We start from the raw sequence: 21,700 nt of genomic DNA, 5'->3' as shown, positions 1-21,700 counted from the left end.
GTGGGGTCACCCTTGTCCGTGCTGCATGCTCATTCAGCCGGAATCGCGGCGCCGTACCCGTGCTCGACGATCCGGCGCGCCGACTCGGCGTAGGCCTCCCGACCAGGGGGAGCGAAGGTGCCCAGCCCGTCGACGTACCGGTTGAACATGCAGAAGGCGGCGGCGATCAGCACGGTGTCGTGGATCTCCATGTCGGTGGCGCCCTGGGCGCGCGCGGCGTCCACCAGCTCACTGGTGACCTCACGGCCGCTGATCTGCACCGCACCGGCGATGCGCAGCAGGGCCCGCAGCTTGGCCGAGATCGGGGCGCTGTCCAGGTCCGCGCGCACCTGGTCCACCAGGTCGTACCCCTCGTCGAGCTGCGCGGCCGCGAACGCCGAGTGCGAGGCGCAGCAGAAGTCGCAGTCGTTGCGCCCGGACACGTACGCCGCGATCAGCTCCCGCTCACCGGCCGGGAGGGTGTTGGGGGCCCGCAGCAGCACCTCGGCCAACTCGCTGAGCGGCTTGGCCGTCTCCCGGCGGTAACGCATCAGGCCGCTGATGCCGGGGAAAGTCTTCTCATCGGCTCCGAGATCGATGTGCGCCATGCTCGTCCTGCCCTTCACCACTGTGGCCCGGACGGGGTGACGCTCACCTGAGGGGCGCGGGCCCCTGTCGAGGATGGCTGCCCGTGCGGGACGGCGTGAGCGACGCCGCGCAGCCACGATCACATCCGATCTCCGGCCGCGCTTCTTCATACGTGCGCTGTCCGGGCCGGCGCGGCCCGGCCACCTAGCCGCCGGCAACTACGACGACCCGGAGCACTGGCGTACCCCGGCGATGCTGCTGGACCAGGTGATCCTTCCCGCATCGGCGTGACGGGCCGCCGGCCGCGCCGGGTCAGCGTCGCACCCCGGCGGGGCCCACGAGTGCCGCCCGCCAGTCAGGTCAGCGTTGGACGCGGGCGCCCGCGCCGCGCATCAGCGCCTCGACCTCCTTGCGGTTGGCCATCGAGGTGTCGCCCGGGGTGGTCATGGCCAGGGCGCCGTGCGCCGCGCCGTACTCCACCGCGGTGGCCAGGTCGTGCTGCTCCAGCAGGCCGTAGATCAGCCCGGAGGCGAAGCTGTCCCCGCCGCCCACCCGGTCCATGATCTCCAGGCCAGGGCGGTGGGTGGCCTCGACGAACCGGCCGCCGGCCCAGGCGATCGCCCCCCAGTCGTTGACGGTGGCGCTGCGTACGGTGCGCAGGGTGGTGGCCACCACCCGGAAGTTGTCGAACTCCTTGGTGACCTCCTCGATCATCCGCTGGAAGTTGGTCACCTCCAGTTCGGACAGGCTGGCGTCGGTGTCGGGCACCTCGAAGCCGAGGGAGGCGGTGAAGTCCTCCTCGTTGCCGATCATGACGTCGACGTACCGGGCCAGTCGCCGGTTGACCTCCTGTGCGCGGGCCTGCCCGCCGACCGCCTTCCAGAGGCTGGGCCGGTAGTTCAGGTCGTACGAGATGATCGTGCCGTGGCGTCGGGCGGCGGCCATGGCCGCCTCGATGGTCTCCGGGGTGGTCTCCGACAGGGCGGCGTAGATGCCGCCGGTGTGCAGCCAGCGCACCCCCAGGTCGCCGAAGAGGTGGTCCCAGTCGACGTCCTCGGCGCGCAGTTGACTGGCGGCGGTGTGGCCCCGGTCCGAGGTGCCGACCGCCCCGCGCACCCCGAAGCCCCGCTCGGTGAAGTTCAGGCCGTTGCGCACGCTGCGGCCGATGCCGTCGTACGGCATCCAGCGGATGAACGACGGGTCGACGCCGCCCTGGAGGATCAGGTCCTCCAGCAGCCGTCCCACCTCGTTGTCGGCGAAGGCGGTGACGATGGCGGTGCGCAGCCCGAAGCAGCGGCGCAGCCCTCGGGCGACGTTGTACTCACCGCCCCCCTCCCAGGCCCGGAAGGCGCGGGCGGTGCGCACCCGTCCCTCACCGGGGTCCAGGCGCAGCATCACCTCGCCGAGGGAGACCAGGTCGTAGCGGCAGTCCTCGGCGGGACGCAGGTCGAGAACGGACATGGCGGATCAGGCCTCCCGGGCGGCGGTCACGGCGGCGGCGGTCAGGGCGGTCACGTCGTCCCATCGGCCCTCGGCGAGCAGGCTGGGGGCGACCATCCAGGTCCCGCCGACGGCGAGGACCGGGGGCAGGCTCAGGTAGTCGCGCAGGTTGGCGGTGTTCACCCCGCCGGTCGGGATGAAGCGTACGGACCGGAAGGGCGCGGCCAGCGCCTTGATCATCGTGGTGCCGCCGAGTTGCTCGGCGGGGAAGAACTTGACCGTGTCCAGCCCGGCGTCGAGGGCCATCTGGATCTCGGTCGGGGTGGCCGCGCCCGGGAAGACCGGCACGCCCACCTGCTGGCAGTGGGCCACCACCCGGGCACTGAAGCCGGGGCAGACGATGAACCGGGCGCCGGCCGCGACGGCCTCGTCCACCTGGCCGGGGGTGAGCACGGTGCCGGCGCCGACCAGCAGCTGCGGGTCCTCGGACATGGTCCGGATGGACTCGGCGGCGGCGTCGGTGCGGAAGGTCACCTCCACGCTGCGCAGGCCCCCGGCGGCCAGGGCGGCACCCAGCGGGGCGGCGGCACGGGCGTCGTCGAGCACGACGACCGGCAGGATCCGGCCCGCGGCGATGGTCTGCGAGACGTCGGCGGGCTGTTCAGAAGGATGAACGGTGGTCACATATGTGACCCTACTGCTGATCCCGGGGATGTCAATCCCGCTACAGTGAGCGCCATGACATCCGCCGAGGGCTTCTCACCGGTCAAGTCGGCCGGGCGCACGCTGGAGGTGCTGGAGACCCTGGCGGCCTCCGGCGGGCGACGCTCCCTCGGCGACCTGGCCCGGGACCTGGGCATCCCGAAGAGCAGCCTGCACGGCATCCTGCGCACGATGGTGCAGCGCGGCTGGGTGGAGACCGACGACACCGGTACCCGCTTCGGGCTGGGGGTACGCGCCCTCCAGGTAGGGGCGGCGTACCTGGACACGGACGACGCGGTCGGGCTGCTGGCCGGGGTGCTCGACGAGTTGTCCCGGCAGTTCGGCGAGACCGTGCACCTGGGCCGACTCGACGGGGCCCACGTGGTCTACACCGCCAAGCGGGAGTCCTCGCATCCGCTGCGGCTCTACAGCGCCATCGGGCGACGCCTGCCGGCGCACGCCACCGCCCTCGGCAAGGTGCTGCTCGCCGAACGCACCCCCGAGGCGGTCGAGGCGATCATCGGGTCCGCCCCGGCGGCGTTGACCCGACACACCATCACCGACCTGGCCGCCCTGCACGCCGACCTGGCGGCCAGCCGGGAACGCGGGTACGCCGTCGACCACGAGGAGAACACCGAGGGCATCGTCTGCTTCGCCGTCGCGGTGCCCCTGCACACCCCCGCGGTGGACGCGATCAGCCTCTCCATCCCGGCGGCCCGCCTGGACGAGCAGGTGCAGCAGCGGGTGGTGGCGGCGCTGGGCCACGCGGTCGACCAGGTCCGGGCCGCCCGCGGCCTGCTCACCGTCAGCTGAGCCGGGAGCGGAGGACCGACCACCGGCCGCCGGCACCGAACAGGAGGTAGGCGGCCGTCCCGGCGAGAAACAGCACCCCGACCACCAGCCAGGAGAGCGTGGCCGACGAGGGCTGCAGCGGCCAGGCCCAGATCGCGGTGACCCGGTCGGTGCCCCGGGGTGCGGCGGCATAGACCGCGCAGCCGTAGCAGAAGGCCGGCAGCCAGGCCAGGCGGGCACCGAGCAGCACCGCCGCCCCTGCGACCAGACCGGTGTGCCCGAGGGTGTTGCGCACCAGGGCGTACGCGCCGAAGGTGTGCGGGTCGACCAGCCCGGCCAGGCTGAGCACGGCCGCGCTGACGATCGCGGCGAGCAGCACATGACCCGCCCGCCAGATCCGCCAGGGCAGCGGGGAGCCGCGTTCCAACTCCTCGTCGGCACCAGCCAGGCTGGGACCGAGCAGCATGGCGGCCAGCAGGGGAGCCAGGGCGACCACCGGGATGCGGGCGACCGGTCCGCCGAAGTAGGGGCGGGAGGCCAACCAACTCCCCGCTACCCAGGCCAGCACCGCGAGCACCACCAGGCCGACCAGGAAGGCATGCCCGCCCCGTGCGGTCAGATGCAACGCGAACCGACGGCCGGCCCACGCGCCCCGAGGCCGGTCCATCTCGCTGCGGCCCGACCGAGGCCGGTCGGCGGTGCTGCCCTTCACCGAGGCTGCCCGAGCCGGATCAGCGTGGGCAGGTCACAGTCGGCCGCCGCACGCAGGTAGTCGGCGAACCAGGCCCGCTGCGCCGGCATCGGCAGCGCGTAGAGCCAGTCGATCGGGACGTCGGGACTCGCTGGCACCTCGAACAGCCAGGCGTGGGCCAGCTCGCCGGCGAGGTGCGCCCGTTCGGCCTCGCGGTCGTCATCATCGTGTGGGCAGTTCGACCCCGTCACCGCCCACAGGTCGTACTCCAGCCAGTCCTGGTTGGCCAGGCCACCCCGGACGGTGGCCTGCTGGTCCAGGTGCAGCCAGATCGTCCCGTCGCCGGGCACCTGCGGCTGGTCGACCGGTCGGGCGGCATCGTCGACCGCCCGGTCGGGGGCACCAGGAATACCGTCGAGCCGGGTCAGGACCGGCTGCACGAGTGGCGTCACGTCGTCGAGCAGGAAGGCATGGATCCGGGCCACGCACACCTGCGGTCCGGTGTCCGTGCAGACCAGGGCGACCGCCTCCGGGTCGACGGGCAGCCGGTACGGGTCGGGGCCGGTGGCGGTCGGCACCGCTACCCCCATCGCGAGCACACCGGCCAGGGCTGCGGCCATCCAGCGCCGGGCGGCGAGCGCGAGCAGGGTGACCGTCAACGCCAGCAGCCACCCCGCCTGCCCGGCCACCACCGGACCCGGCGCCACCTGGTAGGCGGACCGACCGTCCTGCACCGGGATCAGCCACGCCACGCCCTCGGTGTCCCAGTAGGTCAGGATCCCCAGAAACAGGTACGCGGCCAACCCGGCGACCGGTGCGGCCAGGCGCCACCGCACCAGCCGCCCGACACACATGCCACCGGCGGTAGCCACGCCCAACGCCAGCACCCCGCCGAGCAGGGTCCACCACCAGCCACCCCCGGAGTACGTCGCCACCGGGACGACCAGCGCCGCCGCCCCGGCGAAGGCCAGCAGCACCCCGAGGGTGCCGGCCAGGGTCACCGCCAGCCAGGCCACCAGGACGGGTTGCCAACCGGGACGGGAGGTGGAACCCACCATCTCGTCGATGCCGCGCCGCCGCTCCCGGCCGGCCTGCCAGGCCCCCGCCGCGATCATCAGCGCGCACAGGATCAACAGCGAGGTACGCAGGTAGTTGGCCAGCCCGGCCCACCGACCACCCCAGTCCTCCGGATGCACGACCAGCATCCACACCCCGGCCCCGCACATCGCCGCCGCAGCCAACGGCGCCGTGCCCCGACGCAGCTCGGTACGCAGGATCCGCCTCACCGGGCCGCCGCCCGGGCGTCGCGCAGCACGGCGGCGTAGCCGCGTTCGATCGGGGAGTCGCCGCTGTCACCGACCCCGCCGGCCGCGATGAGTTCCTCGGGCAGTCCGTCGAACACCAGCCGTCCCGCGTCCATCAGGCTGACCCGGGCGCAGGCGGCCACCACGTCCTCGACCAGGTGGGTGCTGACCAGCACGATCGCATCCAGCCCCAACTCCCGCAGCAGGGCCCGGAACTCCACCCGCTGCTCCGGATCCAGCCCGGCGGTCGGCTCGTCCAACAGCAGCAGCCGAGGATCGTTGACGATGGCCTGGGCGATACCGGCCCGGCGGAGCATCCCACCGGAGAGGTGCTTCATCCGGTCGTCGGCCCGGTCCAGCAGCCCGACCCGCTCGATCGCCCGGTCCACCGCCAACGGGATCTGCTCCGACGGCATCTCCTTCAGCCAGGCGAAGTACTCCACGAACTCCCGAACGGTGAACCGTGGATAGAACCCGAAGGACTGCGGCAGGTAACCCAGTTGGCGACGGGCCGACCGCAGCCCCGCCGCGTCGGACAGCGGCTGCCCGAGCAGCCGTACCTGCCCCCGGTCGGGTCGCCGCACGGTGGCCAGTACCCGCATCAGGGTCGTCTTGCCGGCCCCGTTGGGGCCGAGCAGGCCGTGCACCCCCGGACCCAGGTCGAGATTTAACTCGTCGAGGGCGGTCCGTCGGCCGTAGCTGACCCGCAACCCCCGTACGCTAACGGTCACGCTCACGCGGTTCGTCTCCCTACCAGATCCCGTCGGGTCCACACCACGAGCACGGCCGCCGCCGTGACTCCCAGCCACACCGGCCCGGCCTGCACCAGCACCATCCACTCGCCGATCGGGGCCAGCACGATCACCGCCCAGGCACCGGCCACCGCCGACGCCGCCTGGCCGGGCTCGATCAGCGAGCCGAGCGCCAGGGTCAGGGCGGTGAGAGCGAGACCGACCAACGGCCACAGCATCGGCGTACCGACGCCGGTCACCACACCCGCGCCGAGGGTGACCGGCGCGGTGACCGTGAGCACCGCGAGGGTGCGCCACAGGATGATCTCCAGTCCGCCCAGCGGGGTGGCCGCCACCATCTCGTGCAACGGATCGGACCACGACCCGTACGACAGGGCCGTGCCGACCGCCGGCAGCATCGGCGCGGCCAACAACAGCAGCCACGGTGGCAGCAGCTCCGGAGTGACCGCCAACCCCAGCGCGGCCAGTCCGGTCAGGGCCACCGCCACCAGCCACGCGGCGCGGGCGGCCGGGCCGGCACCCACCAGGACCCGGATCCGACGCCACCGGGTCGCCCGGCGTACCCGGCCCGGTGGTGGCAGCGGGGCGGCCAACGCCACCGCCGCCGCCTCGACCAGCCGCCGGGTCGGATCGTCCAGGGCCAGCCGGGCCCGGCAGTCGGCGCACCGGTCTAGATGGGCCTCCACCGACCAGGCGTCGATGTCGTCCAGACCACCATCGGCGTACGCCGCCAGGGTCCGGGGGTCCAGGTGAAAATCGGTCACGACAGCGCCTCCCGCAATTCCCGGCGGGCCCGCATCGCCCGGGTCTTGACCGTTCCCTCCGGTACGCCGAGCAGGGTCGCCGTCTCCCGTACGGTCAACCCGTCGAGGACGGTGGCCTGCAACACCGCCCGCAGCTCCGGCGACAGCCGGTGCAGCGCCCGTTCCAGAGCCGCGTCGTAGGACCCGGCCAACGCCTCGTCCTCGGCCGAGGGCGACCAGGCCGGCACCGCCTCCGGCGACACCGACCCGGCCGTGGACGGACGGGCCGCGACGCGCCGGTGGGCGTCGATCAGCCGGCGTAACGCGACCGTCCAGAGCCAGCCGGTCACCGCGCCGTCCTCCCGATAGCCGGCCGCCGCCCGCCACACGGTCAGGAAGGTCTCCTGGAGCAACTCCTGGGCCAACTCCGGGTCGCGGCACCGGCGACGCAGCCGCAGCGCCAACCAGGGTGCGTGCCGCGCGTAGAGCACGTCGAACGCGCCCCGATCGCCCGCACCGACGCGGCGCAGCAATGCCGCGTCGTCTGAATCCATCACGCAAGGTTAGGACGCAGCCGCGGCCGAAACGGTTCTCTCCCGTCGCGACCCGTCGGCCGATCCAAGGTCTCTGACCTGGTGATTGTCCTCACGATCAGCACTGGCTGAGGGAGGGAAACCCCCGCTGACCTCCCTATGCTTAGCGCCGATGATCGTCCGGCCGTCCGGTGCCGGCCGCTGGGCCTGGAACAAGGCGGGGTAGGAAGGGGCGAGCGATGACCGGCGCCACGCGCATCTGGAACGGCATGTCCATCCCCGCGCCCGGCAGGTACGACCTGGACGCCGGGCACAAGCGGATCGGGTTCCTCGCCAAGCACATGATGGTCAGCCCGGTGCGCGGCGAGTTCCGTGAGGCCAGTGCCCGCATCACGGTCGCCGAGGATCCGCTGGAGTCCACGATCGTGGCGAGCATCCAGGCGGCCAGCATCGACACCGCCAACGTCGACCGGGACACCCACCTGCGCAGCGCCGACTTCCTGGACGTGGAGCAGTTCCCGACCCTGGAGTACCGCAGCACCGGCATCACCGCCCTGGACAAGACCGATCCGATCTTCTTCTGGGCCAAGCTGAGGAACCACCGACTCGGTCGCCGGGCGGTGGAGGAGGAGCCCGCCCTGCCCACCCGGCCGGTGACCGCCCGGTTCGTGCTCTCCGGTGAGTTGACCGTCAAGGGCATCACCCGCCCGGTGGACTGCCAGGTCGAGTTCGGGGGTGCCCGCCGTGACCCGTACGGGCAGGACATCTTCGGGTTCAGCGCCACGGCGGAGCTCAACCGGGAGGACTACGGCCTGGTCTGGAATGTGGCCCTGGACAGCGGCGGGGTGCTGGTCGGCCGTACCGTCCGCATCGAGATCGCCGGCGAGGCCATCCGGCAGCCATAGGCCGGTCTTCATCCGGATTTAACGGCAGGTCCAGCACTTCTGCGTATTCATAGATCACGATGTCTGCGACAATCCCACTGTCGCCGGTCACGCCCCTCAGCGGGCCACCCTCACCCGCCGTGGCAGGCGACAGTCAGGAGTCGCCGCGTGGCTCGCGTACCCAAGGCCGCCCTCGCCATGGTGGTCGCCGTCGCCCTGTCCCTGGTGGTGGTCCCGCAGCCGGCCCATGCCACCCCGCCCAACATCCCCTCGTACGCCACGGCGTTGAGTCGCCTCAACTCGCTCACCGTGGCCGCCGAATCCCGCCAGTCCAGCTACAACCGGGACCTGTTCCCGCACTGGAGCACGGTCACCGGCACCTGCAACACCCGGGAGCAGGTGCTCAAGCGGGACGGCACCAACGTCACCGTCGACGCCAACTGCTACCCGACCTCCGGTTCCTGGTACAGCCCGTACGACGGGCTGACCCGGACCAGCCCCACCCAGATCGACATCGACCATGTGGTTCCGCTGGCCGAGGCCTGGCGCTCCGGGGCCTGGGCCTGGACCACCTCGCGGCGACAGACCTACGCCAACGACCTCGGCGGCCCCGAGCTGTGGGCGGTCACCAGCACGGTGAACCAGGCCAAGGGGGACAAGGACCCGGCCGCCTGGAAGCCGCCGCGCGCCGCCTTCCACTGCACCTACGCCCGCGCCTGGATCCAGGTGAAGTGGTACTACGCCCTCTCCGTGGACAGCGCGGAGAAGTCCGCCCTGGCCTCGATGCTGAACACCTGCTGACCCGCTGAACCGGGCGGCGCCGGTCTCGGTGCCGCCCGGCCCGGGTCCAGCGCCGCCCAGCGATGGGTCAGCGCCGCCCGGCGACGGGTCAGCGCCGCCAGGCCGCCCAGAGTTCGGCGTACCGGCCACCGGCGGCGACCAGGTCCTCCGGACTGCCGAGTTCGACGATCCGACCACCGGACATCACCGCCACCCGGTCGCAGGCGTGCGCCTGGGTGAGCCGGTGGGCCACCACGATGGCGGTACGACCCCGGATCACCGCCTGGCTGGCCTGTTCCAGTTGGTGGGCCCCCGCGCTGCCGGCCTCCGCGCTCGCCTCGTCCAGCACGACGATCGGCGGGTCGAGCAGGGCGATCCGGGCCAGCGCCAACTGCTGGGCCTGGCCGGGGGTGAGGGGATGCTCGCCGTCGCCGACCCGGGTGGCCAACCCCTCCGGCAACGCCGTCACCCAGCCCTCGGCGCCGACCAGGTGCAGCGCGGCGTGCAACTGTTCCTCGGTGGCGTGCGGGGCGGCCAGCCGCAGGTCCTCGGCCAGGGTGCCGGCGAAGACATGCACCTCCTGGGTCACCACCCCGACCGTGCGGCGCAGCTCCTCGGGGCCCAGGTCCTCGATCGGCCGGCCGCCCAGCCACACCGCCCCCTCGGTGGCCGGGAACACCCCGCCGAGGATGGCCGCCAGGGTGGTCTTGCCGGCGCCGCTGGCCCCCACCACCGCCAACGACTCACCCTCGGCGATCTCGATCGACACCTCGTGCACGACCGTGGGGCCCCCGGCGTACCGGTGGGACACCGACTTGGCGATGATCCCGGCGGGACCCCGGCCGCGGGTCTCGGCGGTCCGCCGCGCCGGCAGGTCGACCTCGGTGACCCCGACCAGCCGGGCCAGGGCCGCCCCGGCCGACTGGATGTCGTTGAACGACAGCAGCAGCAGCCCCAGCGGGCCGAAGAGACGGTGGAACAGCAGGGCGGCGGCGGTCACCTCACCGACACTGCTGTCCCCGCCGCGCACCAGCAGGAACCCGGCCACCAGGACGGCGGTCAGCCCGATCGCCTCGGCCAGGTTCATCATGTTCGCGAACCACAGGAACCCGCGTACGGCCCGCAGTCGGGCGTCGGCCGCCTCGCGGGAGGCCCGGTCGACCCGCTGGCTCTGCCGCTGCTCCATGCCGTACGCGTGCACCGTGCGGACCCCGCCGAAGGTGGTCAGCAGGCGTTGGGTGCGTACCGCGGCGGCCTGCCGTTCGGCGGCGTAGAGCCGCCGGGCCTGCGGGATGAACCGGCGCAGGCTCAGCGCGTACACCGGGAAGACGACCAGGAAGGCCGCGGCGATGCGCCAGTCCAGGGCCGCGAACCCGGCGAAGGTGACCACGAGGGTGACCAGTGCGGTGAAGACCCCGGCGGCCAACTGGATCGAGTCGGTGACCTGCTCCACGTCGTCGGTGACCCGGGAGGCGACATCCCCGGAGCCCGCGCTCTCCAGCCGGGCCGAGTCCATCCGCAGGGCGTGGTCCAGGACCTCCTCCCGCAGATCGGCGCAGGCCCGCATGCCCCATTCGGTGACCAGCCAGCGGGAGGCGCCGGTCAGCACCGCGGCGGCGAACCCGGCAGCCAGGATCCAGGCCGAGGTCAGCAGCAGCGACCGGGTGGTGCCGCCGGCCACCACCAGGTCGACCAGCCGACCCAGCAGCAGGGGTACGACGACCGCGGCGGCACTGGCCGCCAGGGCCGCCGCGATCGAGGACCAGCCGAGCAGCGGATGGCGGCGCAGCGCCCGCCAGAAGGCCGCCAGGGCGGCCCGGCCGGTGGCGACCGGCAAGATGGTCGAGGTCGGGTCGCTCATCGCAGCACCACCTCGGCGTACGCGGACCGGGCCAGCAGCTCGCGGTGCCGTCCGACGGCCGCGACCTGACCGCCGTGCACGAAGACGACCCGGTCGCAGCGGTCCAGCAGGGGAGCGCTCGTGGTGACCAGCACGGTGGCCCGGTCACCCTCGGCGCGGTAGGCGCGTACCCCCTCGGCGATGGCGTGCTCGGTGACCGCGTCGACCGCGGTGGTCGGATCGCGCAGCACGGTGACCGGCCGGTCGGCCAGCAGGGCCCGGGCCAGGGCGATGCGTTGTCGCTGGCCACCGGAGAGGTCCAGCCCTCGGTCCAGCAGCTCCCGGTCCAGCCCGGCGTCACCGGCGGTGAGTGAGTCCACACTGGCGGCGCTCATGCTTCGGCGCAGCGCCGGATCGTCGTGCTCCTGGTCGGTGTGCAGCACCTCCCGCAGGGTGGCGCCGAACAGGTCCACCGCGTGCGGCTCGACCAGCACGACCCGGCGGAGTGTGGCGACGTCCAGGTCGCCCATCGGGGTACCGGCCAACCGCACCTCGCCCTGCTCGGGGGAGCGTGCCCCGGCCAGCAGGTCGGTGATGGCGTCGGCCGTGCGGGTCTGTTCGGTGACCACCCCGAGCAGTTCCCCGGGCCGTACGGTGAGGCTGACGCCGTCCAGACCGGGAGCGTGCACCTCGTCCAGGACCAGGGGGCCGGGCCGCGCCGCCGTGTCGCCCGAACCGGCCTGCTCGGGTGCGGCCAGCACCTCGGCCACCCGGGCCGCGCTGGCCCGGGCGGTCGCCAGCTGGAAGACACAGTCGGCCAGGTTGAGCACCGGGTCGCTGATGAAGGTCGCCAGCCCGACGATGGTGATGAGTTCACCGACGGTGATCCGCCCCTGGAGGGCGAACCAGCCGGCCAACGCGGCGACCACGGTGATCAGCAGGCCGGTGGTGAAGGTCGACACCCCGACGAAGGTGGCGCCGGCGCGCACCGCGCCGATGTTGGCCCGCAGGGAGGTGCGGCTGGCCGTCCGGTAGCGGCGGGCGGCCTCGTCGACCCCGCCGAACCCGCGCAACGGCCGAAGCCCGCGCAGCAGATCCGAGGCGGTCGCGGCGGCCCGACCGATGGCCTGCTGCTGGGCCGAGGTGTGCCGCTCCACGATCGGCCCCAGGGCGTTGAGCCCGAGCACCAGCAGGGGTACCCCCACCACCAGCCCCAACCCCAGGGACCAGTCGATGCGCAGCAGCACCACGGTCGCCACCGTCAGGCCGAGGAAGGCGGAGATCATCCGACTGCCCAGCTCCAGCAGGTCGGCGGCGGCCTGGGTGTCCGAGGTGGCGATCGACAGCAGCTCACCGTTCTGCCGGTTGGTCCGGATGCCCCGCCCGGTGAGCACCCGCCGCACCACCTGCATCCGCAGGTCGTGGGACTCCTGCACCACCGCCCGGGACAGGAACCAGAACCCGAATCGCCAGCCCATGGTCAGCGCCAGGAACAGCGCGAAGATGCCCAGCACCGACCAGAGCATCGCCGAGGTCGAGCCGGTCCCCACCGCCTGGTCGATGACCAGGCCGATGGCCACCGGTACGAGCGCCTCACAGACCTGGTGCAGGGACCAGAAACCGGCACACAGGGCGGTGTCGCGGCGTTGCCGTCGGAACATCCCGCCGATCAACCGGCCGGTCGGCGGCGCCGCCGCAGGGGTCTTCGTCATCCAGCCCTCACTCTTCAAGTTAGGCCAGGCTAACCTGCCACCAGAAACCCCGATCGACCGGCTCGAACCCCGCCCATCGGCGGATCCAGCCGGCCCGGAGAGATCTTGGACAGTTGCCGTCATGTGCTGACGACAACTGTCCAAGATCTCCAACTCGGCTGACCGGATCGTTCCGCAGCGGTGCGGGATCGTGGCTGGTGCGCCCCGGACGGGGAGGGCCAGGATTGACCCATGACCGCAGCACTCGTCGTGATCGACGTACAGGAGTCCTTCCGCCGGCGCGCGAACTGGACGGCCTGCTCACAACCGGACATCGTGGGTCAGGTGAACCGGCTGGTCGAGGCCGCCCGCAGCCGGGGTGACCTGGTCGTGTGGGTGTTGCACGCCGAGCCGGACAGCGGTGACGTGTTCGACCCGGCGCGCGGCTTCGTCCGACTGATCGACGGGTTGCGGCCGGTCGAGGGCGAGCCGGTGCTGACCAAGTACGTGCACAACGCCTTCACCACCACCCGGCTCCAGCAGTTGCTCACCGCCAGCGGCATCCAGGAGATCACCGTCTGCGGTATCCGTACCGAGCAGTGCTGCGAGACCACCGCCCGGCTCGCCGCCGATCTCGGCTACGAGGTCACCTTCGTCGTCGACGCGACCGCCACCATGCCCATCGAGCACCCGGAGGCCCCGCCCGGCCGGACGATGACGGAGATCCTCGCCGATCCCCGCACCCTGGGCACCGAGGAGATCATCGAGCGCACGGTGTACGCCCTGTCCGGTCGGTTCGCCACCATCCGTACGGTCGACGAGGTGACCGCCCTGGTGCCGGTCGGCGCCGACCGCTGAGGCCCGCGTGAGTCGGGTCGTCTTTCTGCTGCTGCCCCAGCTGCATCTGCTGGATCTGGCCGGTCCGGCGCAGGTCTTCTCCACGGCGCAGGACGAAGGGCTCGACTACCGGCAGTCCTTCGTCGCGGAGAGCAGCGAGGTGGTGTCCGCACAGGGGCTGCCGGTGCGCGCCGATGTCGACTGGCCCGACCTGGACCCGGCCGACCTGGTCGTCGTCCCCGGCTGGCGGTCACCCGCCTCCCGCGCCGAGCCGGTGCAGCCCGCCACGCTGCGCCGGCTCGGCGCGCACCACGCCGCGGGCGGCACGGTGGTCAGCGTCTGCGGTGGCGCCTACCTGCTGGGCCGCGCCGGGCTGCTGGCCGGACGCCGGTGCACCACCCACCACGACCTCCAGGAGGACCTGGCCCACCGGTATCCGAGGGCCACCGTGCTGCGCGACCGGCTGTACGTCGTGGACGACCGGGTGGCCACCTCGGCCGGCATCGCCAGCGGTATCGACCTGGCCCTGCACCTGGTGGCCACCCGGCACGGCCCGGCGCCGGCGGCCCGGATCGCCCGGGAGATGGTCGTGTACGCCCGGCGCAACGGACACGAGCGGCAGGACAGCGCCATGCTGCGCTACCGCTCGCACCTCAGCGAGGTGGTGCACCGGGTCCAGGATCTGATCGACGAACGGTTCACCGAGACCTTGCCGCTGGGGGAGTTGGCCGGTGTGGCCCGGGTCAGCGAGCGCACCCTGACCCGACTGTTCGGCGCCTCCACCGGCCTGACCCCGCTGCGCTACCAGCAGGTGCTGCGGGTCGAGCGGGCCGAGCACCTCATCGGCCACGGGGTGGCCGTGGAGGCGGCGGCCCGGGCGGTCGGCTTCACCGACGCCCGGATGCTCCGCCGACTGCGCGCCCGCCACTCGACCCGCTCTCTGACCTGAACTATCGGGACATCAGGAACACGACCATCGCGATCACCGCCAGGGCGGCCAGCACCGCCGCGGCGATCTTGGCCTTGCTGTACGGCCGCTCCCCGATGACCTCACCGGTACGGGCGTTGACCAGCACCTGGTACGACCGCCCGCCGTGCAGGTACGCGGCGATCCACACCGGCAGCAGCAGCAGCTTGTAGGTCACATCGGAGTAGTTGGTGTCCACCGCGTCGACCTGCTGCTCGTCGCCGCCGATGTCCGAGCGGCAGTCCCCCTCGATGACCGGCGCCATCCGGGCCTTGGCCTCCACCAGACCGGCCTCCGGCTCGGTGTCGTAGCGCAGCGCGTGGTACCCGGCCAGGTAGTCCTGCTCGTACGGCACCGCCTCGTTGAGCGGCCACGGGGCCAACTCGTCGAGCTTCTCCGTCGGCAGGTGTGTGGTGGCCGGCACCAGCACGTCGTCGAAGTCCCGGCGCACCGTGCCGCTGGCCGAGTGCCACCGGGTGTGCCGGACCTGCCGGGTGCGGGTCTCCGTCTTGCCGTCCACCGTCACCGTGTACGTCTCGGTGGTGTAGTAGTACTCGCCGCGCTTGCCCTGGTAGTCCGAGACGGTCCGCGCGTCGAAGGTCCAGTGCGGCAGGTAGGTGCCCTTGAGGGTCTCCGCCTCGCTGACCTTCTTCAGGCTGCTCGGGGCGAACCACCGGCTGCGGCACCAGGTGCTCAGCGCGGTGCGTACCCCGTTGCGGTCCACCGCGAACGGCAGCACCGCCTCCGGGGCGATCAGCTCGTCGGCGGCCTGCTGCGGCACCAGGGGGGTGGCGCAGAACTGGCACCGCTCGGCCAGGGCCGCGCTCTCGGTCGAGGCACCACACCCCGGACACCGGTAGACGTACGCCCCCACGGCGGCGGCCGGCTTGCGGGCCAGGGTGGCCAGCCCGTCGAAGGAGTGCTCGCGCACCTCCCGGGTGGCGGCGGCGATCTGCTGCTGGTGCCCGCAGTAGGGGCACTGCAGGGCGGTGGTGCCGGGTGCGTGCTCCACCCGGGCACCGCAACCCCCGCAGCCGTACGACGGGGGCGAGACAGCGGTTTCACTCATCGGTGTACCCTCCCGATCCCGATGGTCACTGCGGCGGCAGCGGCGGCGGGACGCTGGCCAGCACGGACGCCAGCTCCGGCACCTGCCCGGCCGGCTGCCACTGCGCCATGCCGGCCCGCCAGACCAGGGTCTCCGGGCCGAAGGCGCCGGCACCGGCCTGCGCGGCCAACCCACCGAGGTCGTACGGGCCCTGACGCTGCCCGGCGACCCCGAGGAACCACTGGGCCTGACCCGGCAGCGGCGGCGGCTCGGCGGCGGCCGGCGGTGCTGCGGCCTGCGGTGCGGGGGCGTACTGTGCGGGAGCCTGCGGTGCGGTGCTCTCGCCGGACATGGCCCGGGCCATCTGCTGCCCCAGGGCCATCCCCATTCCCATGCCGACCCCGGCACCGGCCTCGCCGCCCGGGTTGTTCGCCGCCGCCTCCAGGGCGGTGGCCGCCTGGTACCGGGTGAACCGGTCCAGGTCGCCGACCGCACCCATCTCGGTGCGTTTGTCCAGCGCCCGCTCCACCTCCGGCGGCACGGAGACGTTCTCGATGACGAACTTCGGGATCGCGATGCCGACCTCGGCGAGTTCCTCGGTCAGCGCCCCGGCCAACTGGCGGCCGATGGTGTCCTGGTGGGCGGCCAGGTCCAGCAGCGGCACCCCGGCCCGGGCCAGGGCCCCGCCGAGGCGGCCCACGATGAGCTGGCGCAGGTACTCCTGCACCTCCTCGGTGCGGAACTGCGGGTCGGTGCCGACCAGCTCCTTCAGCAGCCGCTGGGCGTCCACCACCCGGGCCGCGTACGCGCCGAAGGCCCGCACCCGGACCACCCCGAACTCGGGGTCGCGCAGGATCACCGGGTTCTGGGTGCCCCACTTCATCTCGGTGAACTGGCGGGTGTTGACGAAGTACACCTCGGCCTTGAAGGGCGAGTTGAAGCCGTACTTCCAGCCCTTGAGGGTGGACAGGATCGGCATGTTGCGGGTTTCGAGGGTGTGGGTGCCCGGCAGGTAGACGTCGGCTACCTGACCCTCGTTGACGAAGACCGCCGTCTGGGACTCCCGGACGACGAGCTTGGCGCCCATCTTGATCTCGTTCTGGAACCGAGGGAATCGCCAGACGATCGTGTCGCGGCTGTCGTCCAGCCATTCGATGATGTCTACGAACTCGCCCCTAAGGCGGTCCATGAGCCCCATCGTGTCCCCTCCACATACCGAGATCAACTGTGTGGCGGCGACGATAGCAACCGCGCGCTAGCTGCGGTTCCACCTGCCGTCTCGGTACGGGGGCCCGCTCGATGGAACCGGGGTCGCTGATCGGAGGCGAAGATCATCGGGTACCCTCGCCCCTCCTCGGGACCCCTCAGGCGAACCGCTCCGGGTCGCCCGCTCCGACCCGCACGATCTCCGGTTCCCCCTCGGAGAAGTCGACCACCGTGGTCGGTTCCGTGCCGCAGTCACCCGCGTCGATCACCGCGTCCACGGCGTGGTCCAGCCGTTCCTTGATCTCCCAGCCCTGGGTCAGCGGCTCCTCGTCACCGGGCAGCAGCAGGGTGCTGGACAGCAGGGGCTCACCCAACCCGTCGAGCAGGGCCTGGGTGACGGGATGGTCGGGGATGCGGACCCCGACGGTGCGCTTGCGGGGGTGCAGCAGCCGACGCGGCACCTCCTTGGTGGCCGGCAGGATGAAGGTGTACCGACCCGGGGTGGCCGCCTTCACCGCCCGGAAGATCGCGTTGTCCAGTTGCACGAACTGGCCGAGCTGGGCGAAGTCCCGGCAGACCAGGGTGAAGTGGTGGCCGCTGTCCAGGTGACGGATCTCCCGGATGCGGTCCATCCCGTCCTTGTTGCCGAGTTGGCTGCCGAGGGCGAAGCAGGAGTCCGTCGGGTAGGCGATCAACCCGTCCCGGCGCAGGAGGTCGACGACCTGCCCGATGAGCCGGGGCTGCGGGTTGTCCGGGTGCACGTCGAAATACCTGGCCATGACCGGAAGCTTAGAGCGCGGGCGGCGGGGCGGGACGGCCCTCCGGTGATCAGCGCTGTTCCGCCGAAACGGCGGTGTCCCACCGCCGGGCACCCCGCCGTTTCGGCGATCCGGCGCACCCAACTGTCGCCTTGCCGACAGTGTCCCCCGGCGGTGCAGGTCGACACCCATCGTTGTCTTATGAGCGCGCGTGGCTACCCGGAGGTGCTCCGGTACCCCGTCATGCCCACCCCGGTACGGATCACCGTGCTCGTCTTCGGGCTGCTGTCGCTGCTGTTCGCCCTGGCCACCGTCCATCGCCTGCTGACCGAGGGCGGCTCGCTGGGCGCGGCGGTCTTCTTCGCCGTGATGACGGTCGCCTGCCTGCTGGTGACCACCGCCCTGGCCACCCGCCGGGCCTGGGCACCCTTCCCGGCGTACGCCCTGGCGGGTCTGCTGGCGGCGGCCTCGCTGGGGCTGTTCGGCGCCATCACCTGCGTCGGGGCGGGCCTGCTGGCCTGGGTGCTCTGGGCCCTGAACACCCGGGCCTCCCGCGACTGGTTCGGCGGCCGGCGCCGGCTGCGCTGACGCCTGCCGCCGTGACATCTGTTAAGAGGGGACCCCTGCACCACGCCAGGCGTTAACAAGGGGCCCTTCCTTACCGGTTGGTTACGCGGCGGCTGCCGGCTCCTCGGCCTCGTCCTCCGCGTCCTCCTCGACCGGCTTGTCCTCGGCCTTGGCCGGCTTGTCCTCGGCCTTCTCGGCGGTCGCCTCCGGGGTCGCCTTGGGGTTGGTCCAGGAGAACTCGATCTCGACCGAGTACTCGTCCTTGCCCTCCTGCTCGATCTCCAACTCGCAGTTCACCTGGTCGGCCACCGCCAGGGTGCCGGCCGCACCGTAGAAGATCTGCCCGGTCTCCAGCTGGTTGGCCACCTGCCGCAGCCAGGCCGCCAGATCCGTCCGCGACACGGTGCGCTCGTCCTCGTAGATATCCATGCCGACATGCTGGCATTGCCCGCTCGGGCTCCGTCGGCAGGGTGCCGGAACATGCCGCGCGCCTCAGCGGCGTCGGCGACCGGTGGCGAGCGCCCGACGGGTGGGGCGGCGGACCACGGCGATCCGGTCGCCCCGGGTGCGTACGGAGGTGCGGCCGCCCCGTCGACGGCGGACGATCAGATCGACCGTGTACCCGCCGAGGCGTACCCCCTCCAGCACCAGGTCGGGCAGCCAGGGCGGCAGGTGGGGGTCTACGAAGATCGTCCGCAGGGGTGCGGCGGGTCGCAGCGCCAACAGGGCCTGGATCAACGCGATGACCGCGCTGGCCGACCAGGCCTGCGGGGAGCAGGCGCTCGGATAGACCCCGGGGTGGGGATGGGCCTCGTCGCGGGGCAGCCCGCTGAGCACCTCCGGCAGACGGTGCTCGGCGAAGAGGGCGGAGGCCGCGAACATGCCTTCGGCCAGCCGGTGCAGGTGCTCCCAGCAGCCGTACCGGGCCAGCCCGATGCCGATGGTGCCGGCCTCGACCGGCCAGACACTGCCCCGGTGATAGCTGAACGGGTTGTACGCCGGATGCCCGGCCGACAGGGTCCGGACCCCCCAGCCGCTGAACATGTCCGGCGCCAGCAGCCGGTCGGCGACCAGGGGGGCGATCCGCGGCGGCACGATCCCGGTGGCCAGCAGGTGCCCGTCGTTGGAGTTCACCGACCGTACCGGCTGCCGGTCCGGGCCCAGGGCCATCGCGTAGCAGCCCTGCTCGGGCAGCCAGAAGGCCCGGTGGAACCGGCGACGCAGGGCGACGGCCCGAGCGGCCAGCCGGGCGGCCACGGCAGGATGACCGGTCACCGCGTAGATGCCGGCCGCGTGCCGCAGCGCGGAGTACCAGTAGGCCTGCACCTCGCTGGTCGCGATCGGATTCGGCACCACCCGGCCCTGCTCGTCGACCACGGCGGTGTCCGAGTCCTTCCACCCCTGGTTCTTCAGACCGCCCCGGGACCGGCGGTGGTACTCCAGGAAACCGTCATGGTCCAGGTCGCCGTACCGGTCGATCCAGGACAGGGCCCGGCCGGCGGTCGGCAGCAACTCCCGCACGGTGTCCAGGTCCGCCGTCCAGGCGTAGTACTGGCCCAGGAAGATCAGGAAGTCCGGGGCGGTCGACCAGTCGCCGTGGTAGTGGGCGAAGGGATCGAGATTCAGCTCGGACAGCGGGCCCCGGCGCGCCTCGTGCAGCGGTTTACCGGGCTCCTCGTCACGCCAGTCGTCGATCCGCCGGCCGAAGTGCTGGGCGTTGAGCCGGAGGCTGTCGGCGAGCATGGTGGGCCCGGCCAGCATGGCCTGCCAGGAGGCGGTCATCGTGTCCCGGCCGAAGATCTCCTGGTAGATGGGCAGCCCGGCGATCGGCGCGGTGGGGCCGGCCGCTTCCCCCAGGGGGAGCCCGGCCAGATCCTCGCGGGCGCACCGCCACGCTGCGGTGACGTCGAAGTTGCTGCTGGTCAGCCGGGCCAGTTCGGCGGTCAGCCGGCGGCGTGCCGATCCGGCGGCGTCATCCGGGTCCTTGAAGTCCGCCGGTGGAGCCGGCAGCCGCTGGCCGTCGAAGATCGGCTCCACGGCCAGGTCGACCCGGCTGAGGCTGCCGGGTGCCAGGGCCACCTCGACGGTGAGGGTGCCGTCGGCGTACCGGATCGGGGCCTGCGCCTGGACCCGGATCGCCACCGCCCGGTCGAGCCCGTCGCACCGGTAGGTCAACAGCAGTTCCTGCCCGAGGCTGTCCCACCGGCTCTCGACCGTGCCGGACTGGATGCGGCGGCCCCTCTCCGCCTCGCTCGTGTCGGCGAAGTCGGCGTCGAGTCCGATCCGCAGGCACAGGTCCAGGTGCTGGTCGGCGTAGCTGAACAGGGTCAGCCGGGTACGCAGTCCCGCCGCCACGAAACGCTCGACGGCCAGGTACGCCGCCCGGGACGGCAGCACCTCACCGTCCCCCAGTTCGGCGTACGACAACTGGGCGTGCCCCTGCACGGTGGCCGTGCTGAACGGCACCGGCTCACCACCGTCTACGGTGATCCGCTCCGCGCTGAGCACCCGGGTGTTGCGGGCGAAGAAGCCCTGCGGACCGACACCGGTGATGCGTCCGCGTACGTCCGTGACCAGGGTGCTCCAGCCGCTGGCCACATAGAGCAGGTCCGGGCGTACCCGCAGGTTCCGCACCCGGCTCATCCCGACCCCCTGACCTCCCGTGCGGCGCCGCGAGCGACGGTGGGTGCGGTTGTTACCCCCCTGCGCCCCCGATACACCCGCCCGCCTGCCTGCCTCGACCCCGCTGGCGCGAGCGGGGGATGCTGTCGGCAGGCGACGCCAGTGCGAGCGGGCGGCGGGACAGGGGGAGTGGTCGTGGCAGGGGTGTCCCATCCGATCTTCGCCCGGCTCTACGAGCGGTTCAGCGCCCAACTGGATCGGGCCGGGATCGCCGAGCACCGCCGGGCCCTGACGGTCGGCCTGTCCGGCCGGGTGATCGAGGTGGGTGCCGGCAACGGGCGGATGTTCGGGCACTATCCGCCCGAGGTGACCGAGGTCGTCGCCGTCGAGCCGGAACCCCGGCTGCGGGCCGCGGCGGTCACCGCGGCGCGCAGCGCCCCGGTCCCGGTCACCGTCGTCGAGGGTCTGGCCGAGGCCCTGCCCGGCGCGGACGGCGAGTTCGACGCCGGGGTCCTGGCCCTGGTCCTCTGTACGGTGCCCGACCAGGCCGCCGCCCTCGGCGAACTGCGCCGGGTGCTGCGTCCCGGCGCGCAGGTGCGCTTCCTCGAACATGTCGCCGCACCACCGGGCACCGGGCTGCGTCGCCTCCAGCGGCTGGTGGACGCGACCGTCTGGCCGCTGCTGCTGGGCGGATGCCACACCGGCCGCGACACCGCCACGGCGATCACCGCCGCCGGTCTCACCGTGGAGGAACTGCACCGGTTCCGCTTTCCCGAGACCGGCCCGGTGGGCCCGGCGGCCCCGCACATCCGGGGCCGCGCGCGGAAACCGGCTTGAGCGGCCCCCATCGGCAGCGGCCGTTCGCCTGATTGCGCCGGCTGGCTAGTGTCCTGCGTCAGAAATTCGCCTACAAAATCGGGCGAGTGATTCGAGGATCTCTTCGGCGGTCTTGGTCCAGACGAACGGGCGTGGATTG

General features: G+C 72.4%; 23 protein-coding genes. 8 read left to right on the top strand and 15 right to left on the bottom strand.

Annotated features, from left to right (window positions below):
- Positions 1-29 precede the first annotated feature (29 nt).
- Positions 30-587 (bottom strand): carboxymuconolactone decarboxylase family protein, encoded by a 558-nt coding sequence (locus ABZ795_RS16180; RefSeq protein WP_357530904.1) that lies wholly within the window; start codon positions 585-587, stop codon positions 30-32.
- Between the two features lie 73 nt (positions 588-660).
- Between ABZ795_RS16180 and ABZ795_RS16175 the strand changes: the two genes are divergently transcribed.
- Positions 661-858: a hypothetical protein gene (locus ABZ795_RS16175; protein WP_357530903.1), complete on the top strand. Its 198-nt coding sequence runs from the start codon at positions 661-663 to the stop codon at positions 856-858.
- A 69-nt stretch (positions 859-927) separates the two neighbouring features.
- Here ABZ795_RS16175 and ABZ795_RS16170 read toward each other — a convergent pair whose 3' ends face one another.
- A complete protein-coding gene (locus ABZ795_RS16170; protein WP_327025264.1) occupies positions 928-2,028 on the bottom strand; it encodes a sugar kinase in 1,101 nt (366 codons plus the stop codon).
- 6 nt (positions 2,029-2,034) lie between these two features.
- Positions 2,035-2,691 (bottom strand): bifunctional 4-hydroxy-2-oxoglutarate aldolase/2-dehydro-3-deoxy-phosphogluconate aldolase, encoded by a 657-nt coding sequence (gene eda, locus ABZ795_RS16165; RefSeq protein WP_357530902.1) that lies wholly within the window; start codon positions 2,689-2,691, stop codon positions 2,035-2,037.
- Between the two features lie 54 nt (positions 2,692-2,745).
- Between eda and ABZ795_RS16160 the strand changes: the two genes are divergently transcribed.
- Positions 2,746-3,522: an IclR family transcriptional regulator gene (locus ABZ795_RS16160; RefSeq protein WP_357530901.1), complete on the top strand. Its 777-nt coding sequence runs from the start codon at positions 2,746-2,748 to the stop codon at positions 3,520-3,522.
- Here ABZ795_RS16160 and ABZ795_RS16155 read toward each other — a convergent pair.
- The 5 genes from ABZ795_RS16155 to ABZ795_RS16135 are packed head-to-tail and all read right to left on the bottom strand — an operon-like array spanning position 3,515 to position 7,548.
- Positions 3,515-4,168, bottom strand: coding sequence for a hypothetical protein (locus tag ABZ795_RS16155; RefSeq protein WP_357531016.1), 654 nt, complete (start codon positions 4,166-4,168; stop codon positions 3,515-3,517). The genes ABZ795_RS16160 and ABZ795_RS16155 overlap by 8 nt on opposite strands.
- 41 nt (positions 4,169-4,209) lie before the next feature.
- Positions 4,210-5,478 (bottom strand): hypothetical protein, encoded by a 1,269-nt coding sequence (locus tag ABZ795_RS16150; RefSeq protein WP_357530900.1) that lies wholly within the window; start codon positions 5,476-5,478, stop codon positions 4,210-4,212.
- Positions 5,475-6,233 carry an ABC transporter ATP-binding protein gene (locus ABZ795_RS16145; RefSeq protein ID WP_357530899.1) on the bottom strand — a complete coding sequence of 253 codons (759 nt, stop codon included), beginning with the start codon at positions 6,231-6,233 and terminating at the stop codon, positions 5,475-5,477. The genes ABZ795_RS16150 and ABZ795_RS16145 overlap by 4 nt, the downstream gene beginning before the upstream one ends.
- Entirely contained in the window at positions 6,230-7,012 is a 783-nt protein-coding gene (locus tag ABZ795_RS16140) for a zf-HC2 domain-containing protein (protein WP_357530898.1), read from the bottom strand. Before ABZ795_RS16140 ends, ABZ795_RS16145 begins: the two co-directional genes overlap by 4 nt.
- Positions 7,009-7,548, bottom strand: a complete 540-nt coding sequence (locus ABZ795_RS16135) for an RNA polymerase sigma factor (protein ID WP_327025270.1) — start codon at positions 7,546-7,548, stop codon at positions 7,009-7,011. The genes ABZ795_RS16140 and ABZ795_RS16135 overlap by 4 nt, the downstream gene beginning before the upstream one ends.
- A 215-nt stretch (positions 7,549-7,763) precedes the next feature.
- Between ABZ795_RS16135 and ABZ795_RS16130 the strand changes: the two genes are divergently transcribed.
- A complete protein-coding gene (locus ABZ795_RS16130) occupies positions 7,764-8,429 on the top strand; it encodes a YceI family protein (RefSeq protein WP_357530897.1) in 666 nt (221 codons plus the stop codon).
- Positions 8,430-8,576: 147 nt separating this feature from the next.
- The gene (locus ABZ795_RS16125) at positions 8,577-9,209 is read left to right on the top strand and encodes an HNH endonuclease family protein (protein ID WP_327025272.1); all 633 of its coding nucleotides are present in this window, start codon (positions 8,577-8,579) and stop codon (positions 9,207-9,209) included.
- An 88-nt stretch (positions 9,210-9,297) separates the two neighbouring features.
- Here the strand turns inward: ABZ795_RS16125 and ABZ795_RS16120 are convergent, their stop codons facing one another.
- Positions 9,298-11,049 (bottom strand): ABC transporter ATP-binding protein, encoded by a 1,752-nt coding sequence (locus tag ABZ795_RS16120; RefSeq protein ID WP_357530896.1) that lies wholly within the window; start codon positions 11,047-11,049, stop codon positions 9,298-9,300.
- A complete protein-coding gene (locus ABZ795_RS16115; protein WP_357530895.1) occupies positions 11,046-12,740 on the bottom strand; it encodes an ABC transporter ATP-binding protein in 1,695 nt (564 codons plus the stop codon). Before ABZ795_RS16115 ends, ABZ795_RS16120 begins: the two co-directional genes overlap by 4 nt.
- A gap of 231 nt (positions 12,741-12,971) precedes the next feature.
- On the opposite strand from ABZ795_RS16115, the gene ABZ795_RS16110 reads away from it, so the two are divergent.
- Both ABZ795_RS16110 and ABZ795_RS16105 read left to right on the top strand, forming a co-directional pair.
- The gene (locus ABZ795_RS16110) at positions 12,972-13,577 is read left to right on the top strand and encodes an isochorismatase family protein (RefSeq protein ID WP_327025275.1); all 606 of its coding nucleotides are present in this window, start codon (positions 12,972-12,974) and stop codon (positions 13,575-13,577) included.
- 7 nt (positions 13,578-13,584) lie between these two features.
- The gene (locus tag ABZ795_RS16105; protein ID WP_357530894.1) at positions 13,585-14,505 is read left to right on the top strand and encodes a DJ-1/PfpI family protein; all 921 of its coding nucleotides are present in this window, start codon (positions 13,585-13,587) and stop codon (positions 14,503-14,505) included.
- 1 nt (position 14,506) lies between these two features.
- On the opposite strand, the gene ABZ795_RS16100 is transcribed toward ABZ795_RS16105, so the two are convergent.
- From ABZ795_RS16100 to ABZ795_RS16090, 3 genes are all read right to left on the bottom strand, one after another.
- Positions 14,507-15,592 (bottom strand): hypothetical protein, encoded by a 1,086-nt coding sequence (locus tag ABZ795_RS16100; RefSeq protein WP_357530893.1) that lies wholly within the window; start codon positions 15,590-15,592, stop codon positions 14,507-14,509.
- A 25-nt stretch (positions 15,593-15,617) separates the two neighbouring features.
- On the bottom strand, positions 15,618-16,760 hold the full coding sequence (locus tag ABZ795_RS16095) for an SPFH domain-containing protein (RefSeq protein ID WP_327025278.1): 1,143 nt from the start codon (positions 16,758-16,760) through the stop codon (positions 15,618-15,620).
- A 175-nt stretch (positions 16,761-16,935) separates the two neighbouring features.
- Complete coding sequence (locus tag ABZ795_RS16090) at positions 16,936-17,556, bottom strand: L-threonylcarbamoyladenylate synthase (RefSeq protein ID WP_357530892.1); 621 nt, start codon at positions 17,554-17,556, stop codon at positions 16,936-16,938.
- Positions 17,557-17,736: 180 nt separating this feature from the next.
- Between ABZ795_RS16090 and ABZ795_RS16085 the strand changes: the two genes are divergently transcribed.
- Positions 17,737-18,123, top strand: a complete 387-nt coding sequence (locus ABZ795_RS16085) for a hypothetical protein (RefSeq protein ID WP_327025280.1) — start codon at positions 17,737-17,739, stop codon at positions 18,121-18,123.
- A gap of 81 nt (positions 18,124-18,204) precedes the next feature.
- Here the strand turns inward: ABZ795_RS16085 and ABZ795_RS16080 are convergent, their stop codons facing one another.
- A complete protein-coding gene (locus ABZ795_RS16080) occupies positions 18,205-18,531 on the bottom strand; it encodes an amphi-Trp domain-containing protein (protein ID WP_327025281.1) in 327 nt (108 codons plus the stop codon).
- Positions 18,532-18,594: 63 nt separating this feature from the next.
- Positions 18,595-20,745, bottom strand: a complete 2,151-nt coding sequence (locus ABZ795_RS16075; RefSeq protein ID WP_357530891.1) for a glycogen debranching N-terminal domain-containing protein — start codon at positions 20,743-20,745, stop codon at positions 18,595-18,597.
- 174 nt (positions 20,746-20,919) lie between these two features.
- Here ABZ795_RS16075 and ABZ795_RS16070 point away from each other — a divergent pair, with 174 nt between their 5' ends.
- The gene (locus ABZ795_RS16070; RefSeq protein ID WP_357530890.1) at positions 20,920-21,561 is read left to right on the top strand and encodes a class I SAM-dependent methyltransferase; all 642 of its coding nucleotides are present in this window, start codon (positions 20,920-20,922) and stop codon (positions 21,559-21,561) included.
- Positions 21,562-21,700: the final 139 nt, after the last annotated feature.

The sequence above is a fragment of the Micromonospora sp. NPDC047134 genome, assembly GCF_040643455.1.
Classification (GTDB): domain Bacteria; phylum Actinomycetota; class Actinomycetes; order Mycobacteriales; family Micromonosporaceae; genus Micromonospora.
The sequence above is the reverse complement of the archived record's forward strand: the minus strand, read 5'-3'. Positions and strand labels throughout refer to the sequence as shown.

What these genes read in the sequence shown, in the direction of transcription:
- ABZ795_RS16155 (WP_357531016.1), bottom strand. Translation starts at nt 4,168, where the DNA reads ATGGACCGGCCTCGGGGCGCGTGGGCCGGCCGTCGGTTCGCGTTGCAT.
- ABZ795_RS16090 (WP_357530892.1), bottom strand. Translation starts at nt 17,556, where the DNA reads ATGGCCAGGTATTTCGACGTGCACCCGGACAACCCGCAGCCCCGGCTC.
- ABZ795_RS16175 (WP_357530903.1), top strand. Translation starts at nt 661, where the DNA reads ATGGCTGCCCGTGCGGGACGGCGTGAGCGACGCCGCGCAGCCACGATC.
- ABZ795_RS16095 (WP_327025278.1), bottom strand. Translation starts at nt 16,760, where the DNA reads ATGGACCGCCTTAGGGGCGAGTTCGTAGACATCATCGAATGGCTGGAC.
- ABZ795_RS16080 (WP_327025281.1), bottom strand. Translation starts at nt 18,531, where the DNA reads ATGGATATCTACGAGGACGAGCGCACCGTGTCGCGGACGGATCTGGCG.
- ABZ795_RS16115 (WP_357530895.1), bottom strand. Translation starts at nt 12,740, where the DNA reads ATGACGAAGACCCCTGCGGCGGCGCCGCCGACCGGCCGGTTGATCGGC.
- ABZ795_RS16100 (WP_357530893.1), bottom strand. Translation starts at nt 15,592, where the DNA reads ATGAGTGAAACCGCTGTCTCGCCCCCGTCGTACGGCTGCGGGGGTTGC.
- ABZ795_RS16110 (WP_327025275.1), top strand. Translation starts at nt 12,972, where the DNA reads ATGACCGCAGCACTCGTCGTGATCGACGTACAGGAGTCCTTCCGCCGG.
- ABZ795_RS16120 (WP_357530896.1), bottom strand. Translation starts at nt 11,049, where the DNA reads ATGAGCGACCCGACCTCGACCATCTTGCCGGTCGCCACCGGCCGGGCC.
- ABZ795_RS16160 (WP_357530901.1), top strand. Translation starts at nt 2,746, where the DNA reads ATGACATCCGCCGAGGGCTTCTCACCGGTCAAGTCGGCCGGGCGCACG.
- ABZ795_RS16180 (WP_357530904.1), bottom strand. Translation starts at nt 587, where the DNA reads ATGGCGCACATCGATCTCGGAGCCGATGAGAAGACTTTCCCCGGCATC.
- ABZ795_RS16085 (WP_327025280.1), top strand. Translation starts at nt 17,737, where the DNA reads ATGAGCGCGCGTGGCTACCCGGAGGTGCTCCGGTACCCCGTCATGCCC.
- ABZ795_RS16170 (WP_327025264.1), bottom strand. Translation starts at nt 2,028, where the DNA reads ATGTCCGTTCTCGACCTGCGTCCCGCCGAGGACTGCCGCTACGACCTG.
- ABZ795_RS16075 (WP_357530891.1), bottom strand. Translation starts at nt 20,745, where the DNA reads ATGAGCCGGGTGCGGAACCTGCGGGTACGCCCGGACCTGCTCTATGTG.
- ABZ795_RS16130 (WP_357530897.1), top strand. Translation starts at nt 7,764, where the DNA reads ATGACCGGCGCCACGCGCATCTGGAACGGCATGTCCATCCCCGCGCCC.